The following is a 16,941-nucleotide window of genomic DNA, read 5'->3' on the forward strand; positions in this document are numbered from 1 at the left end:
GTAGGGGCAGATGGAAATAGGGTTAGAAAATTTAGTATATCGTTGTATGAAGGTTAATGAGTCGTTATTGATCCTGGTTTTGATTAGCGTTACTCTGACCACGGTTTTTTCGCAAAACCGAACGCCTGTGCTAAGGCAGGATGTACCCCTGGATTCTATTCGCCTGAGCGACCCGTTTATCCTGGCCGACAAAGCTACCGCAACGTACTACATGACCGGTACGGGGGGCATGCTGTGGAAAAGCAAAGACCTGAAAAAATGGACAGGCCCAGTCATAATTGCCAAAACTGACCCTGAATCCTGGATGGGAAAGAGCCCGATGATCTGGGCGGCAGAACTGCACCACTACAACGATAAATACTACTATTTTGCCACCTTCACCAACCGGGAGGTGAAAATTGATACGGTCGCCGGGAATGTCATCGAACGCCGGGCCTCCCATGTTTTAGTAAGCGATAAAGCCGAGGGACCCTATGTCCCCATGAAAGACCCGGTCTACCTGCCCGCTGACAAACCTACCTTGGATGGCACATTTTGGGTGGATAAAGATGGTAAGCCTTACATGGTTTATTGTTATGAATGGCTGCAAAACCTGAATGGAACCATTGAAAAAATTGAGCTAAAGCCCGATTTGAGCGGTTCGATCGGTGAAGGAAAACTGCTTTTTCGGGCCAGCGAAAGCCCGTGGAGCCGTGAGAAATCGAATGATAAGATTGGCCCGAATAAAGTGACGGACGGCCCCTATTTATTCCAAACAGGAACCGGAAAGCTTGGCATGATCTGGACCAGCTGGATATACGATGTTTATACACAAGGCGTTGCCTATTCGGAAAGCGGCACGCTGGATGGACCCTGGATACAGGAGAAAGAGCCTATAACCCCGCCCAATTACGGTCATGGAATGTTGTTCTCTACGCTGGATGGCAAGTGGTTGATGTCACTTCATAGTCATAAATCCAGCAACGGCCGTAATGTCCGGGTTCCTCATTTATTTGAAGTAGACTTTTCGGGCAATAAGTTGGTTATCGGTAAGCCCTATATCCCTTAAGTTAGCGCCTTTATTGCCCACTAAGTAGTTCATCCTACGTGGCTTGTAGATTTCGTACAAGGCCATCGCTCCAGCGTTTCGTATAGATTTACGGCCTGACGATGAGCCACTCGTCGGCAATCAGCTTCATTTTTTGTGTATGCATCATTGTGCGACCATTGTTCTCACTTGTTCTTTCGGTCTGTTTCATAGTAAAGGCAATGATCTCGCAGAATGGCTAATTTGTAAATAAAAAAGCTTAACAAAAGGGTATGGATACCAGCTAAATGCCTATTTACAGGCAGATGGATTCCCCAAATGGAGTTGCCCCATGAAAAGTCATAGCCTTTGTTGTTCGATTGAACCAGTTGGTAGAGTCGATAAAGCAGGGGCTGGTGTTTTAACTGAAAGACCGGCCAATTACCGATATCCGCATGGCAAAGGATAGCATAATGAATTTCGACGTATAGTTATAAGCGTTCACGGCTAGGCACGCAATCAGGGCATTCGTGGGGCGAAATTTTGCTATTAAAATGCTTGCTCCAGTCTAAAGGTTTGACTGGACACATCTTTTATGATTTCTGAACAGAAATAATGCGACGTTTCATTTTCTATGCCCTGCTTGCCGGGATTTTATTCACCCGATCCGTTTTTGGCCAGACAGTGGCGAATCCGCCATCGGAAACACATCTTCAATCGCCGGATGGTAAGCTGGAGGTCGTGTTCGCGCAGAAGGAAACCAGCTCCGGCAAACCGAACGCGGCCCGACGACAGATGACGTATCAGGTCAATTTTCAGAAGAAACCCGTTATTCTCGAATCGGGGCTGGGTATTCAGGTCGACAACCATATTTTCGAGCAGGCCATGGCTCAGAAAGTATCCAGTGCAGTTGGGTCGGCGGGTGCTGGCTGGTGCGACAACCTGTCCATAAAAAACGTTATCAATACACAGCGCGACACAACCTGGAAACCTGTTTATGGCGAGCGCAGCCTGATTCGTGACCAGTATAACCAGATTGAAATTCAGCTTCAGAAAGATGATAACCCGAACTATCGCCTGAGCATCTTTATCCGTGCCTATAATGAAGGTGTTGCCATCCGATATTTTTTCCCGGAGCACCCGCAGGGGCTATACCATCGGGTAATGGCTGAAAATACCGAATTTGCGCTCCCTGCTGATACCAAAGCCTGGTTTACGGGTTGGGCGCAGGGTCCGTATTCATTACGGCCGTTACGCGACTGGCCGGATATGGCCGAGCGCCCATTGACGCTCCAGTTGCCCAATAAGCTGTACGTAAGTCTGGCAGAAGCGGACCTGACCGATTATGCACTGACAAAGTATAAGTTATTGCCTGCCAAACCGAATACGCTGGTGACTGCAATGTATGAAAGTGCCGATTTGATGTCGGATGTAGGGACACCCTGGCGTGTCATCATGGTAGCCGAACACCCCGGTCAACTCCTCGAAAATAATGACATTCTGTTGAACCTGAACCCGCCGACAACGCTCCAGAACACCAACTGGATTAAGCCGGGAAAGGTCATGCGTGAGGTGACACTCACCGATGAGGGGGCCAATGCCTGCATCGATTTTGCCGCGGCTCACCAGCTACAATACATGCTATTCGACTGGAAATGGTACGGCCCGGCATTCAGTTTCAATTCGGATGCGACAAAAGTAGTGGCCAAAATGGACCTTCAGAAAATTATCGAGTATGGAAAGCAAAAAGGAGTTGGAGTGATCCTGTACGTCAACCTGCAGGCATTGTACAAACAGATGGACGAGATCTTTCCGCTCTATAAAAAGTGGGGCGTAAAGGGCGTAAAGTTTGGGTTTGTGCAGGTCGGATCACACCGCTGGACAACCTGGCTTACTGAAGCGAAACGAAAGGCAATGGAAAATGGCCTGATGGTAAGTATTCACGACGAATACCGACCGACCGGAACCAGCCGAACCTACCCGAACGTGATGACGCAGGAAGGTATTCGAGGCAATGAAGAGTTTCCTGATGCTACACACAATACCATTTTGCCCTTCACGCGGTATCTGGCCGGCGCTGGCGATTATACAATTTGTTATTACGATAAACGGCTAAAAAACACTCATGCTCATCAGCTGGCCATGAATGTTATTTCATATAGTCCACTGCAATCCGTTTTCTGGTACGACAAACCCGCTCAATACGGTGGCGAACCCGAAATAGAGTTCTTCGAGAAAGTCCCGACCGTTTGGGATGAAACGAAAGTGATTCACGATGCCATCGGTGAATACGTTACGATCGCCCGGCGGAGTAATAACGACTGGTTTGTCGGCACGATCAGCAACAACGATGGTCGAAACCTTAAAGTACCGCTCGATTTTCTACCCAAAGGAAAGGCATATACGGCCCATATTTATTCGGACGATCCGACTGTTCAAACCAAAACCCAGGTGCGTGTATCCATCAAAAAGGTAAAAGCCGGACAATCACTGGATATGACGTTGCTCCCGAAAGGCGGGCAGGCAATTTGGCTGACACCAGATCTATAAAATCCATTGTATAGGTACTCATCCTCTCCATCTCTAAAAAGACAATTGATACTCATGCGATTCATACCAATTTATTGCTTTATACTACTGATTTCAAGCCAGGCTCTGGCCCAAAAATTAACCCTGAATGTCGGCAATCAGCTTGATTACTGTGTTGCGCAGTTAAAAAAAGAGCTGCCTCAACAGACCGATTATACAAAAGAACCCCGTCGGATACCAGCCGGACAGAAAAGCTGGAATACAGTATCGGTAACCGACTGGACAAGCGGTTTCTGGCCGGGAACGCTTTGGTATAGTTACGAATACACCAAAGATCCGGCTCTCAAAGCAAAGGCTGAAGGCTTTACCAAATCACTGGCAACCGTCCTCGACAAACCCGTTCTCGATCATGATCTGGGCTTCCAGTTCTATTGCAGCTACGGCAACGGTTACCGCCTGACCCAAAATCCGGCCTATAAAAAAACGTTGCTCCGGGCGGCCGATTCACTGGCGACGCTCTTTAATCCAAACGTCGGCACAATTTTATCGTGGCCACGACCCGTGCCCAATATGGAGTGGCCACAGCATAACACAATCATGGACAACATGATCAATCTCGAACTGTTGTTCTGGGCATCGAAAAATGGAGGGAGCAAAAAGCTGTATGACATCGCCGTGAGCCATGCCATGACGACCATGAAAAACCACTTCCGGCCCGACTGGACATCCTATCACGTGGTGGTATATGACCGAAAAACCGGGCGGAAAATTAAAGGAGTAACGCATCAGGGCTATTCCGACGAGTCGATGTGGGCGCGGGGGCAGGCCTGGGCCATTTATGGGTTTACGATGTCGTATCGCGAATCGGGTAAAAAAGAGTTTCTCGAAACAGCCCAGAAAACGGCCGATGTGTTCATCAAAAACCTACCCGCCGATCATATTCCGTACTGGGATTTCAACGCTCCCGGCGTGGACTCGCCCGGCGTGGACTCGCCTGATATTCCGAATGCACCCAGGGATGCCTCGGCTGCGGCAGTGGTTTCGTCGGCGCTCCTCGAACTTTCCACATTGACGAAGGATAAATCCCTCCAAACCAAATACCGAGCCGAAGCCGAGGCCATGCTGACGTCTCTGTCGTCAGCCAGTTACCAGAGCCATGATGTAAACAACGCGTTTCTTTTGCATTCAACGGGTCATAAACCCAACAACTCCGAGATCGATGTGTCGATCAATTATGCTGATTATTACTACATCGAAGCCTTGCTGAGACTGAAGCGATTACAGGAAGGTAAACGGTTGTAGCTACCAGCAATACAGGTCTTATGTCGACCCCAATGACGAGCGGTGAGGCATGTTCGTGCGTAAACTTGCCGCTCGTCATTGGGTAGTACAGGGTTGTAAAAAAACGAAAAACTCAATTGGCCACTGTAGCGATAACGCGCTGGTAACGAGTCAGCGAGGGTGTTCCCTGATCGCTTACTTCCAGAATCAGGTGGATCGTTTTTCCCGCCGTAGCATCCTTTGGGATGGTAATGGATGCTTTCGGCTGATCGGCTTGCTCAATAGAAATTTGGCCAGCGTATGTACCCGCTTCTTCATACTGCCACCACCGGTAATTGACCTTGTCGTTGTCTGGGTCAGTAGCCGAACTGCTGAGTGTGATGCGTTGGCCGGGTTTTACGGTTAGATTGCGGGCATGATTAAGCTTGACCATTGGCGGATGGTTGGCTTCTTTATAGGGCTTAACGCACCAGTCGGCACGGGCGGCAAAATCATTCTGAAGCGCCGGAATCCAGCGGGTTTGGGGATAGGCAGTTTCGTTTTTCTTTGTATACGGATCATAATCGGTCACCTGTTTGCCATCTTCCCATCGGTACGGATTCGTTTTTGATTGCACCATCCGACCGCCCCATCCTCCGTATGAAATAGCCTCCATGCTTCGTAGTCCCACATCGATCAGGTAGAAATAAGCCGGTGAATCACCCTCCGAAATGAAATCATACTGACTCCGGTTGTATTTTTTAGCCTCTTCCATATCCCCGTGTGTATGCTCCGGGTCGCCGGGGAGTTTCTGCCCATCGCCCCACAGATAATACGAAGACAGGAGTGGGCCATGCCCGGACTTGATGTGCTCAGAAAACCATTTGCCGCCCAGATAAGGTTGTAGTTCAGTCGGAACAACCCTTGGCCATAAGTAGGCAAAGCTCCAGAACTGATCGGAATTGTATAATACTTTGATATGCGGCCAGTTGGGAGCGACATATTTCTGGTAGGTCGCATCCTGATCGAGCACCGCGTAGATGATGGCTTTATCGGATACCTTTTTGGCAATCATCGGCCAGCTGGGCGTATTTTTGTATTGATCTTCGATGGATTTCAGGGCTCGGGCAACGGTGTTTGTCCCTCCCCATATTTGCAGGTAAACAGGGCTGGGATCAGCATCGAGCAGAATTTTCTTGATGAACTCAGAGCCTTTGGTATCCCGGCTCATTTCGCCTTCAAAATCAATATTGCCAACTCGGATAAGACTCAGTAGATGGTCGGGGGTAGGGTATCCTTTTGCATGTTTGATGAGGTTCGGATACACCCTGGCGTATTTGCCGATATAGTCCTCCATCCAGGTTGTTCCGGGCCAGCGGAGTTCTGTTCGTTCGCCATAGCGTTTCGCCGTATTGTCCATCTCCGACGTAAATTTTGTGCCTTTGCCATCCCCTTTGTAGTGCCACTGTGAACTGCTATATACCAATCCCACAATGTCAAATTCATTGCTGTAGAGGAGCATCCGAATGAACGTATCGACATCGTCCACTTCGCCATCGGTGGTGACAATGGTACGTGGTTTGCCCGATGTTGACTGAGCCACGGCAGGAGAGAGCGCTATCAGGAAACCCAGCAGCAACAATAAACCCGTTTTTTGCATTTGTGTAGGTTTGGTTAAATGGTCTATTCGTTTTGAGCGTATTTCTTAGTCAATCACTTGCCCAGCAGTCCGATCCACTTATTGACTCAGCTGATTTGCTGGGTGGAGTTTCTAATTTTTTCGTTTAATAAAGGTAGTATGCTCATAAAATAGACTTTTGGTCGTATTCTTGTGCATATTTGTATAGTAAGGGTAAATTAATTGGATTAAACTTACTGCAAATCTATGATTTTCTTAAATAATAGAAAATAATAATAAATAAAAGAAAGTAGATCGCGCTGTTCTATACGGTAGATGATTGCATCGGTTTCGTGAACAAGAGTCGGAATCAGATAAAAGAAAACCTGTATCGTGAATTTACGGATAGAAGCAGATTGCTTTACTTTTGTGCTTTTGATTCCCGATTTTCCTGTACGAATGAAAATAGCCCTCCTGGTTCTGCTTCTCGCCATTTCTGGCATACAGTGCAGCGTTTCACAAGCCCAGACCTTGTCATCCTATAATATTATCTGGAGCAGTCAAAGCCGGAATTCGTCGGAATCGATGCCTTGCGGAGGGGGCGATATTGGCCTGAATGTTTGGGTTGAGAAAGGCGAACTCCTTTTTTATATGGCTCAAAGTGGTGTGTTCGACGAAAATAATGCGTCACTCAAAGCAGGCCGTGTGCGGATAAAATTGTCGCCTAACCCATTTGAGGGTAAGACGTTTCGGCAGGAATTGTCGCTTCAGGACGGGCATGTGAAAATTCACGGAGCCAATGGTGCATTAACCGCTGATGTGCGCGTTTGGGTCGATGTGTATCGGCCAGTCATTCACGTTGATATTCAGAGCAATAAAGCAACGAAAGTTGAGGCAACATACGAAACCTGGCGAACGAAAGATCGAGTCAGCAAAGGGGAAGCGAACAAGGCAAATACCTGGAAGCACATGTTTTCTGGCGAGGTAACCAGCTTTCGCGATACAATCAATTTCCAGTCAAATTCGGTTTTGTTCTACCATCAGAATCGGGCTACGACCGTGTTCGATATGGCGGTAAAACAACAGGGTCTGGAGGCTAGTAAAGAGCAATTGTACAACCCGATGAAGGATTTGATTTTCGGCGGAACAATGCTCGGGCAGAACATGCGCCCCGCCGGAAAAACGACTGGGAAATACGTCGATACTGATTTTGATGGCTGGAAGCTGGCCAGTGTATTACCCGCGCGGTCGCATGCCATTGCGGTTTACCTGCATAGTGATACGGTGAAAAACGTAGCGGAATGGCAGACGGGCGTTCGCCAGCTTATTGTCGATGCAACAAAGTCAGAGAAGACGGCATTGCCAAAAACACTCGACTGGTGGAAGCAATTCTGGAACCGAAGCTCCATTTTTATTCAACCCGACGGGCCCGATACATCATTGGCGACATGGCAGGTTGGCCGTAATTACCAGTTGTTTCGCTACATGCTTGGTTGTAATGCACTGGGCAAATGGCCGACGAAATTCAACGGGGGTTTGTTTACCTATGACCCTGTTTTTACGAACAAAAACGATACGTTGTCGCCTGATTTCAGAAACTGGGGCGGTGGAACCCACACGGCGCAAAATCAGCGGCTGGTCTATTTTCCGATGCTGAAGAGTGGTGATTTTGACCTGATGAAGCCGCAGTTCGATTTCTATCTACGAATTCTAAAAACGGCTGAACTGCGCACAAAGCACTACTGGGGGCACGAAGGCGCTAGTTTTACCGAACAGATTGAGAATTTCGGGCTGCCAAACCCGGCCGAATATGGATACAAACGCCCCGCTGATTATGACCGGGGAATGGAGTACAATCGCTGGCTGGAATACCTCTGGGATACATCGCTGGAGTTTTGCCTGATGATGCTGGACGAAGAGCGATACACCGGCAACGACATTTCGGCCTACATCCCGTTTATTGAAAGCTGCCTGACTTTTTTCGACCAGCATTATCAGTATCTGGCTCGTAAGCGGGGTGCCAGCGCACTGGATGAAAAGAAACAGCTTGTCATCTATCCGGGATCAGCGGCTGAGACGTACAAAATGGCCTATAATCCGTCCTCAACCGTAGCGGGTCTGACAACCGTGTTGACCCGACTGCTTGAGTTGCCAGATTCTTATCTGAACGACCAGAAACGCAAAACCTGGACTGAGATGCTCAGGCGAATTCCGCCGATCAGTTTTCGGGAGTTCGATGGGCACGTGACAATTTCTCCCGCTAAGCTCTGGGAACGAATCAATAATACCGAGAGTCCGCAGCTGTATCCGGTTTTCCCGTGGGGTACGTATGGGCTCGGTAAGCCCGGCCTCGATACCGCCATCAACACCTACAAATATGACCCGGATGTAGTCAGGCAGATTAGTCATGTTGGCTGGCGGCAGCATAACATCTTTGCCGCCCGGCTTGGCCTGACTGATGAAGCTGCCCGCCTGACTACGTTAAAGCTTGGAAATTCCGGTCGGCGTTTCCCGGCTTTCTGGGGACCGGGCTTCGACTGGACGCCCGACCATAACTGGGGCGGAGCAGGTATGATCGGTCTTCAGGAAATGCTGATGCAGACGGATGGCAAGGTGATCCGGTTGCTTCCGGCCTGGCCCAGAAACTGGGACGTAACGTTCAAGCTTCATGCACCTTACAACACCACTGTAGAAGGCCGATTTGTTAACGGGAAAGTCGAAAAACTGACGGTAACACCTGCCGAACGAACCAAGGATGTGATCCTGCCTGATTTTAAGTAAACGGAGTGGCGCTCGGTTCAGATGACCTGAACGATACAATATAAAGATAGGCCTTTCGCGGAGAGCCGTGCCACGGTTTGTTTGTCCGTCATTGGTAACCGTGGCACGGCTCTCCGCGAAAGGCCTAAAAGATAGTGGAGAAGGGCGTTTGCAAAATAATCTTGGCATACGGCTTTCGTGTAACTCTGCGCTGACTATCAGATTGCTACGAATAAAATTAGGCCGGGACGGGTAAAAAAATACGAAAATTGACTCATTCAACATAGCCAGTATACAGCCTGACTATCCATTATGACGATCTTTCGAGTAACCCTTTGTCTTCTCTGCATTTCCCTGTCGACACTTGCCCAGCAGCCTAATGCTTTAAAACTCTGGTACAAACAACCGGCCGGAACCACCTGGACTAATGCCTTGCCTGTTGGTAATGGTCGATTAGGGGCGATGGTTTACGGAAATCCCGAGCAGGAAATCATTAAACTAAATGAAGCGACAGTTTGGTCGGGCGGGCCAAACCGCAACGACAATCCGGAAGCTCTGGCCGCTTTACCGACAATTCGGAAATTAATTTTTGAGGGGAAGCAGGACGAAGCGCAGAAACTGGCGAGCGAGAAAATCCAGTCGACCAAAATCAACGGTATGAAATATCAGCCGGTCGGTAACCTCCTGCTGAATTTTCCGAATCATCAGTCGTACAGCAATTATTACCGTGATCTGGATATTGAAAAAGCAATCGCTACAACGTCATATACGGTTGATGGCGTGCGTTATACGCGTCAGGTGATTGCGTCGGTACCTGACCAGGTCATTGTTGTTCGATTGACTGCCGATAAGCCCGGCAAGTTATCGTTTGCAGCTTTTCTGAACAGCCCGCAGCAAACCCAGCAAACCATCGAAGGAAAGAATAAGCTCGTGCTAATAGGTACCACCAGCGATCACGAGGGCGTGAAGGGCCAGGTGCGCTTTAATGCCCATATACAGGTCATGCCGGAGGGTGGTCAAACCAGCAAAACCGATACGTCGGTCGTGGTGAGTGGCGCCAATGCCGCTACGCTTTACGTATCGATGGCAACCAATTTCGTCGATTATAAAACTCTCACTGCCGACCCGCAGGCACTGGCCGATAAATACCTGAATCTGGCCATCAAGCGCTCTTTTTCGACTATTCTGAATAACCACGTTGGGGCTTATCAGCGTTATTTCAACCGTGTAAAACTGAATCTGGGCAGTTCTGCCGATGCTGCTAAACTTCCCACCGACGAACGCATTAAACAGTTTGCGTCGGGCAATGATCCGGAATTGGTATCGCTGTATTTTCAGTTTGGGCGGTATCTGCTGATTTCGGCTTCTCAGGCGGGGCGCAATGGGGTTCAGGGGCAGCCTGCAACGCTGCAAGGACTCTGGAATGATGAGATGAGCCCGCCCTGGGATAGCAAGTATACGATCAATATCAACACCGAAATGAACTACTGGCCTGCCGAAGTCACGAACCTGACCGAGTTGCATGAGCCGCTGGTGAAGATGGTGAATGAGTTGTCGCAGACGGGTCAGGAAACCGCGCGGGTTATGTATGGAGCCAAAGGGTGGGTTGCCCATCACAACACCGATCTCTGGCGTATTACGGGTCCTGTCGACCCAATTTATTATGCGATGTGGCCAATGGGCGGTGCCTGGCTCAGCCAGCACCTGTGGGAAAAATACCAGTACTCGGGCGATAAAAAGTACCTGAAGTCGGTTTATCCAGCCATAAAAGGGGCCGCTGAGTTCTTTGTTGACTATCTGGTCGAAGATCCCAATCATCATTATCTGGTTGTTTGCCCCGGTATGTCACCCGAAAACGCGCCGTCGACCCGGCCCAAAACCTCGATTGACGCTGGTGTAACGATGGACAATCAGATTGTCTTCGACATTTTTACCAGTACCATCCGGGCGGCCAAAGCGCTCAACATTGATGCCGATTTTGTCAGGATAGTAGCGTCTAAACTGGCTCAGTTGCCGCCAATGCAGGTTGGTAAGCATGGCCAGTTGCAGGAGTGGATCGACGATCTGGACAGCCCCGACGACAAGCACCGGCATATTTCACACCTGTATGGCCTGTACCCATCGGCGCAATTGTCGGCCTACCGTACTCCTCAGCTGTTCACGGCAGCACGCAACACGCTTGAGCAGCGGGGCGATGTTTCCACGGGCTGGTCAATGGGTTGGAAAGTGAACTGGTGGGCGCGGCTTCTGGACGGGAATCGGGCTTATAAGCTGATTACCAATCAACTGTCGCCGGTTGGTTCACAGCAGGGAGGAGGCACCTATACAAACTTGTTCGATGCGCATCCGCCGTTTCAGATCGATGGTAATTTTGGCTGCACGGCCGGAATAGCCGAAATGATCATGCAGAGTCATGACGGTGCTATTCATTTGTTACCGGCCTTGCCCGACCGCTGGCAGAATGGAAGCATCAGCGGCCTGCGGGCACGGGGTGGTTTCGAGATTACATCTCTTGAGTGGAAAAATGGCAAAGTGGCCAAAGTCATAATAAAATCTACGTTAGGTGGAAACTGCCGAATTCGGGTTCCGAACGAATTGAAGGCAAATGGATTCACTACGGTGCTTAATGGTGCCGACAACCCGAATCCATTTTATCAGACACTGGCTATCAAAGACCCAATCATTTCGCCCCAGGCCCAGCTTATCATGAAGAAGCCGTTTATTGGGCCAGTCTATGATTTTGCGACGCAGCCCGGCAAAAGCTACACGCTGGTTCTCAACAACTAGTCGATCCGTTCGTATGGAAGTCTAAGTATAGTTGACTTCCATACGAATACATAAGTCGGATTTGTGTAAAACAACCTCTTATTTGTGTATTTTCTTTGGCTTACTTAAATCCTACTTTTGCTGGTGATCAGACAATAAAAAATTAAGTTAGCTGTAAGCAGCTAATGCGCCAGTACGGCTAATCGCGAAAGGCCTAATCTAGTAGAGCCAATGAAAAACACAGGACTTACGAAACAAATCCGTTCCAGTCTCTTGCTGCTAGGGCTTACTTGTTTCTGTACTGCTGTGCTCTTGCAAGCCTGTAGTTCTGTCGAAAAACCCGCCGACATTGCCAACCTGGCGGATAAGCTCCCCGAAACGGTCGATTACAACCTACACGTTAAACCCATTCTCTCGGATAAGTGCTTTTTCTGCCATGGCCCAGACAAAAACAGTCAGAAAGCCGGTCTGGAACTGGCCACCCGTGAAGGAGCCCTGGCAGCCTTAAAAAAAGCCAGACACAAGCATGCCATTGTTCCCGGTGATCTGGACAAAAGCGAAGTATACCATCGGATTATTACCGCCGATGAACAGGAGATGATGCCGCCTAAAGCATCTAACCGCGTACTGTCGACTTACGAAAAGGCCGTACTCATCAAATGGATTGAGCAAGGTGCGGACTATAAACAGCACTGGGCGCTCATCAAGCCAGAAAAATCAAAACTACCTGATGTACAGGATAAGCGCTGGCCTAAAAACGCCATTGATTATTTTACACTCCATAAAATGGAGGAGAAAGGGCTGAAACCTGCGCCTGAAGCCGATAAAGAAACGCTGCTGCGCCGGGTGTCGCTCGACCTGACGGGTTTACCGCCAACCCTGGACGAAAGAGACGCATTTCTGGCCGACAAATCGCCGAATGCGTACGAAAAAGTGGTCAACCGATTGTTACAATCACCCCATTACGGCGAAAAAATGGCTGTCGACTGGCTGGACCTGGCCCGATATGCCGACACGCACGGCTATACAGTGGATCGTTATCGGTCGATGTGGCCATGGCGGGATTGGGTCATTCAATCGTTCAACCAAAACCGGCCGTTTAGCCAATTCATTACCTGGCAACTGGCCGGTGACTTGCTGCCACAGCCAACGCGTGAGCAGCGGCTGGCGACAGGTTTCAACCGGAACCACTCCCAGAATATGGAAGGGGGGATTATTAACGAAGAATTTCGGGTTGAATATGTGGCTGACCGCACCAACACGCTGGGTACGGCCATGCTGGGTATGACGGTGGAATGTGCCCGTTGCCACGACCACAAATTTGACCCGATTTCGCAGAAGGATTATTATAGCCTGTTTGCGTTTTTTAACAATGTTGATGAGGCCGGACAGATTTCGTGGGACGATGCCATACCGGTGCCTACCCTGCTGCTGACCGAAAAGAAACAGGATAGTCTGCTGACTTATATCGATACGAAGATCAAAACGGCGGAAACGACCCTTGCCAAAACCGTTCAGACCGAAAAGCCAGCCTTTGAACAATGGCGGAAAGAGGCAGATAATGTAATCTCGTTTGCTCCCCAGACCGGGCTTCAGGCTCGATTTACCTTCGATAAGCTGGTCAATGGGAAGTTCGTAAGTGAGGTTTCAGGAACAGATAAAGGAACTGTGGTCGATCCGGTACTGGCTGCGGGCAAGTTCGGGCAGGCATTTCAATCCAATGGCGATGATATTCTGAGCCTCGGCAAAGTGGGTATTTTTCATCGGGCGCAGCCATTTTCGATCGGTGTGTGGGTGAATATTCCTAAAGAGCTGAACAAGGGCGTGATTTTACACAAAGGACAGGGTGATATTCTGTACAATTTCAGGGGCTATTTTCTGAACATCCGCGAGCGGAAAGCCGAATTACTGATGGCCCACACCTGGCCGTACAACAATATCGTCAGGATTAGTCAGGCATTGTTGCCGAAGCAACAATGGATTCACCTGACCATGACCTACGATGGGTCGAGCAAAGCCCGTGGCCTGAAGCTGTATATCGATGGCAAAGAAGCGTCGATGATCACGGAAAAAGACAATCTGTACAAGGACATCATCTGGCCCAAAGGCACGCATTTAGGGAAAGAACAGCCCGGTTTGCAGGTAGGTGCCGATATGAGGGGAGCCGGTTTTAAAAATGGATTGGTCGATGAGCTGGTTGTCTACGGCCGTGAACTCACGGCTGCTGAAGTGTCCATGCTGGCAACTACTACCGGGACTTTGGCCACCCGTCAGGCAACCGTGACCGACGCAAACGTATCGTTTCCCTACTACCTGTCAACCAGATCATTGGCTTATCAGCAGCAGCAAACAGCCTTACAACAGCTTCGAACAGAGCGTAATAAGCTTGTAGAAGCCATCCCGGAATTAATGGTGATGGAGGAGATGAAAACACCCCGGCCTACCTTCCTGCTTAAACGTGGTGTTTACGACGCACATGGTCAACGGGTACGCCCCGATGTACCGGCCAGTATTCTGCCTTTTTCGCCGGAATTTCCACGGAACCGACTAGGGCTGGCAAAATGGCTCCTTCATCCTGATAATCCGCTGACGGCCCGTGTTGTAGTGAATCGCTACTGGCAAACGTACTTCGGAACCGGTCTCCAGAAATCGTCCAATAATTTTGGCAATCAGGGAGGATTGCCTACGCACCCCGAACTACTAGACTGGCTGGCCATCACGTTTCGGGATGGTAGAAATGCAACGGACCGCTGGAATATGAAAGCGATGCAGAAACTGATCGTTATGTCGGCCACATATCGCCAATCGTCCCACGCCAGCCGCGAAGGATTTCAGCATGACCCGGAAAATACATGGTTATCACGCGGACCATCTTCCCGCTTAACGGCAGAAATGATTCGCGATAACGCCCTGGCCGCCAGTGGCTTGTTGTCGGCTAAAATGGGCGGGCCAAGCGTGAAGCCTTACCAGCCAGCGGGTTTGTGGGCAGTAAATGACGATGTGTATAAGCAGGATAAAGGCGAAAATCTTTTCCGTCGCAGCTTGTATACGTTCTGGCGACGAACCAATCCTCCACCGTCGATGAATACCTTCGATGCACCTTCGCGCAGCTATTGCGTCGTGCAACGGCAAAAAACCAGTACACCGCTACAAGCGCTGATTCTGCTGAACGATCCGCAGTTTGTCGAAGCGGCCAGCGTAGTTGCCCAGCAGTCGCTGACTCACTATCAGTCTCTGCCAGACCAGTTGACCTACAGTTTTCAACTGTTAACCAGCCGAAAACCGACCACCAGAGAGTTGGCGATTCTGACCCGACTTTATGGGCAGGAGTATCAGAAATTTCGGAAGTCTCCGGCTAAGGTTCGGGGCTGGATTCAGGCCGGAGCGCATAAACCAGCTAACATAACCGATATGCCCGCCCTGGCAGCCGGAGCCGTAGTGGCCAGTACTGTAATGAATTCAGAAGCCTTTGTGACGAAACATTGACGATTAACTGGCCGAACGTGCCCCTTCGGCCGGTTGGCATGAATCCAAAAAACGCAATGAACAAGAAACTTGCACAACAATTGGCCGATACAGTGAACCGGCGGTCGTTTCTGACAAAAGCGTCATTGGGTTTAGGCTCATTGGCACTGGGTTCATTATTGCCGCGTAATCTGTTTTCAACTCCATCTCCCGAGCAACTGCCATTGGTTCCGCATCGGGCTCCGAAAGCGAAACGGATCGTGTATTTGTGCCAGAGCGGTGGCCCATCGCAGTTGGAACTATTCGATTATAAGCCATACCTGCAAAAAATGCACGGTAAAGACCTGCCTGATTCGGTGCGGAAAGGCCAGCGACTTACCGGCATGAGTGCCCAGCAATCGTCGCTGCCGTTGGTGAGCTCACCCTATCAGTTTGCCCAGCATGGCAAAAGTGGCGCGTGGGTCAGCGAACTGATGCCATATACGAGCAAGGTCGCCGATGAGTTGTGTTTCATCAAGTCCATGTTTACCGAGCAGATCAACCACGACCCGGCACTGACGTTCTTCCAGACGGGTAATCAACTGGCCGGACGACCCAGCATTGGTGCCTGGATCAGTTATGGGCTTGGCTCGGCCAATGAAAACCTACCGGCTTTTATTGTGCTGGTTTCCAAAAATGCGCCACAGGATCAGCCGCTTTACGCCCGGTTGTGGGGGAATGGATTTCTGCCTTCAAAACATCAGGGTGTTCAGTTTCGCTCCGGTTCTGACCCTGTTCTATACCTCAATAATCCGAACGGCTATACAACAACCGATCGGCGTAACATGCTCGATGCCCTGAAAGATCTGAATCAGGTACAGGAGGAACTTTACGGCGATCCGGAAGTGGCCAACCATACTGCTCAGTATGAGATGGCCTTTCGGATGCAAACCTCGGTTCCGGATGTGAACGACCTGTCTGACGAGCCCGACTGGGTGTTTGATCTTTATGGGCCAGAGGCCCGCAATCCGGGTACGTTCGCGGCCAACTGCCTGATGGCAAGGCGATTGCTGGAGCGGGATGTGAAATTCGTTCAGCTTTATCACCAGGGCTGGGACCTGCATAGTAACTTGCCAAAGGGTCTTGTTCGCCAATGCAAAGCGACTGATCAGCCGTCGGCGGCTCTGGTTCAGGACCTTAAACAGCGCGGCTTGCTGGATGATACGGTAGTGGTGTGGGGTGGAGAATTTGGCCGGACGAACTACTCGCAGGGAAAGCTTACGAAAGACAACTACGGCCGTGATCATCACCCGCGTTGTTTTACGATCTGGATGGCAGGTGGTGGTATCAAACCCGGCATTACCTACGGCGAAACCGACGAATTTGGCTATAATATCGCCCATAATCCGGTACATGTGCATGATTTTCAGGCTACGTTGTTACACCTGATGGGCATCGATCACGAGAAACTGACTTTCGAATTTCAGGGCCGTCGCTTTCGGCTAACGGATGTAGAGGGAAAACTTGTAAAGGGAATTATGGCCTGATCAGTCTAAAA

The 16,941-nt window shown here is 49.7% G+C and carries 8 protein-coding genes; 7 read left to right on the forward strand and 1 reads right to left on the reverse strand.

Features of this window, described 5'->3' with window-relative positions; genetic code table 11:
- The first annotated feature begins 46 nt into the window (after positions 1–46).
- The 3 genes from GJR95_RS00170 (at position 47) to GJR95_RS00180 (ending at position 4,837) form a co-directional block, all read left to right on the forward strand.
- The gene (locus GJR95_RS00170) at positions 47–1,048 is read left to right on the forward strand and encodes a glycoside hydrolase family 43 protein (RefSeq protein ID WP_162383963.1); all 1,002 of its coding nucleotides are present in this window, start codon (positions 47–49) and stop codon (positions 1,046–1,048) included.
- Positions 1,049–1,621: 573 nt separating this feature from the next.
- Positions 1,622–3,556: a glycoside hydrolase family 97 protein gene (locus GJR95_RS00175; protein ID WP_162383964.1), complete on the forward strand. Its 1,935-nt coding sequence runs from the start codon at positions 1,622–1,624 to the stop codon at positions 3,554–3,556.
- A gap of 54 nt (positions 3,557–3,610) precedes the next feature.
- Positions 3,611–4,837 (forward strand): glycoside hydrolase family 88 protein, encoded by a 1,227-nt coding sequence (locus GJR95_RS00180; RefSeq protein ID WP_162383965.1) that lies wholly within the window; start codon positions 3,611–3,613, stop codon positions 4,835–4,837.
- Positions 4,838–4,949: 112 nt separating this feature from the next.
- Here GJR95_RS00180 and GJR95_RS00185 read toward each other — a convergent pair whose 3' ends face one another.
- On the reverse strand, positions 4,950–6,455 hold the full coding sequence (locus GJR95_RS00185; RefSeq protein WP_162383966.1) for a DUF1593 domain-containing protein: 1,506 nt from the start codon (positions 6,453–6,455) through the stop codon (positions 4,950–4,952).
- 417 nt (positions 6,456–6,872) lie between these two features.
- Between GJR95_RS00185 and GJR95_RS00190 the strand changes: the two genes are divergently transcribed.
- The 4 genes from GJR95_RS00190 to GJR95_RS00205 all read left to right on the forward strand — a co-directional run bounded on the left by GJR95_RS00190 (position 6,873) and on the right by GJR95_RS00205 (position 16,930).
- The gene (locus tag GJR95_RS00190; RefSeq protein ID WP_162383967.1) at positions 6,873–9,194 is read left to right on the forward strand and encodes a DUF5703 domain-containing protein; all 2,322 of its coding nucleotides are present in this window, start codon (positions 6,873–6,875) and stop codon (positions 9,192–9,194) included.
- Positions 9,195–9,485: 291 nt separating this feature from the next.
- Positions 9,486–11,960 (forward strand): glycoside hydrolase family 95 protein, encoded by a 2,475-nt coding sequence (locus GJR95_RS00195; RefSeq protein WP_162383968.1) that lies wholly within the window; start codon positions 9,486–9,488, stop codon positions 11,958–11,960.
- 210 nt (positions 11,961–12,170) lie between these two features.
- Positions 12,171–15,425: a DUF1553 domain-containing protein gene (locus tag GJR95_RS00200; RefSeq protein WP_162383969.1), complete on the forward strand. Its 3,255-nt coding sequence runs from the start codon at positions 12,171–12,173 to the stop codon at positions 15,423–15,425.
- Between the two features lie 56 nt (positions 15,426–15,481).
- Positions 15,482–16,930 carry a DUF1501 domain-containing protein gene (locus tag GJR95_RS00205; RefSeq protein WP_162383970.1) on the forward strand — a complete coding sequence of 483 codons (1,449 nt, stop codon included), beginning with the start codon at positions 15,482–15,484 and terminating at the stop codon, positions 16,928–16,930.
- Positions 16,931–16,941 lie beyond the last annotated feature (11 nt).

The sequence above is a fragment of the Spirosoma endbachense genome, assembly GCF_010233585.1.
In the GTDB taxonomy this organism is placed as follows: Bacteria; Bacteroidota; Bacteroidia; order Cytophagales; family Spirosomataceae; genus Spirosoma; species Spirosoma endbachense.

Coding starts and splice junctions, on each gene's coding strand:
- GJR95_RS00170 (WP_162383963.1), top strand. CDS start 47: ATGAAGGTTAATGAGTCGTTATTGATCCTGGTTTTGATTAGCGTTACT.
- GJR95_RS00175 (WP_162383964.1), top strand. CDS start 1,622: ATGCGACGTTTCATTTTCTATGCCCTGCTTGCCGGGATTTTATTCACC.
- GJR95_RS00190 (WP_162383967.1), top strand. CDS start 6,873: ATGAAAATAGCCCTCCTGGTTCTGCTTCTCGCCATTTCTGGCATACAG.
- GJR95_RS00195 (WP_162383968.1), top strand. CDS start 9,486: ATGACGATCTTTCGAGTAACCCTTTGTCTTCTCTGCATTTCCCTGTCG.
- GJR95_RS00185 (WP_162383966.1), bottom strand. CDS start 6,455: ATGCAAAAAACGGGTTTATTGTTGCTGCTGGGTTTCCTGATAGCGCTC.
- GJR95_RS00180 (WP_162383965.1), top strand. CDS start 3,611: ATGCGATTCATACCAATTTATTGCTTTATACTACTGATTTCAAGCCAG.
- GJR95_RS00200 (WP_162383969.1), top strand. CDS start 12,171: ATGAAAAACACAGGACTTACGAAACAAATCCGTTCCAGTCTCTTGCTG.
- GJR95_RS00205 (WP_162383970.1), top strand. CDS start 15,482: ATGAACAAGAAACTTGCACAACAATTGGCCGATACAGTGAACCGGCGG.